Annotated in this window: 1 protein-coding gene; it reads right to left on the bottom strand. The window is 61.8% G+C overall.

Features of this window, described 5'->3' with window-relative positions:
- Positions 1-340 precede the first annotated feature (340 nt).
- A partial coding sequence (locus ACH0AE_RS17950; RefSeq protein ID WP_406876189.1) for a Tn3 family transposase occupies positions 341-605 on the bottom strand: 265 nt, incomplete at its 5' end.

Raw genomic sequence — 605 nt, 5'->3', positions numbered from 1 at the left:
ACGCCAACCTGTTCAAAATGCGCGAGCACAGCCGCCACGCGTCGATCGAGATGGTCGCGGAATATGTCCGCGATACGGAGCGGTATCGGGATCACGCCGGGAAGGCTTTCATGTGACTAGAAGCCGGAAGGCCCAGGTAGTCGGTCGACGTCTGTGCCGCCGACTTGCACGCCTTTACAGAAACCACTTCCTGCAGCCGATGGACAGTTGGCTTTTCAGCATCATGTTGATGCTCGTGACTTGGGTAGGCTTCCTCCAAGGGCTGGCTTGGTTGACGATACATTTCAGTGGCTGGGCACGCTTTTTCCTGTTCGCCCCTGTGCATTATGAGGACACAGAATCACGGCAGCGACAGCGGTCCGGGCGCCGGCATCTTAAGCGGCATATAGCCTTCTGCGTCGAGCGTTAGGGCGTCCGACCAGACATAGTCGCCCGTCAAGTTAATGTGGTCCCATCCGAGCGGCGACAACCGCGGCAGGAGGGCGTCGTCGATCGCCGCGCCTCGCGCGCGGAGCGCCCCGACCGCCCGGTCCAGGTAGCGGCAGTTGAACAGGACGATGCAGGCGGTGACGAGGTTCAGCGCGGCCGCGCGGACCTGCTGGTTC

This window comes from Sphingomonas sp. 179-A 2A2 NHS (genome assembly GCF_045371305.1).
Lineage (GTDB): Bacteria > Pseudomonadota > Alphaproteobacteria > Sphingomonadales > Sphingomonadaceae > Sphingomonas.
This window is presented reverse-complemented; position numbering and strand designations above follow the sequence as displayed.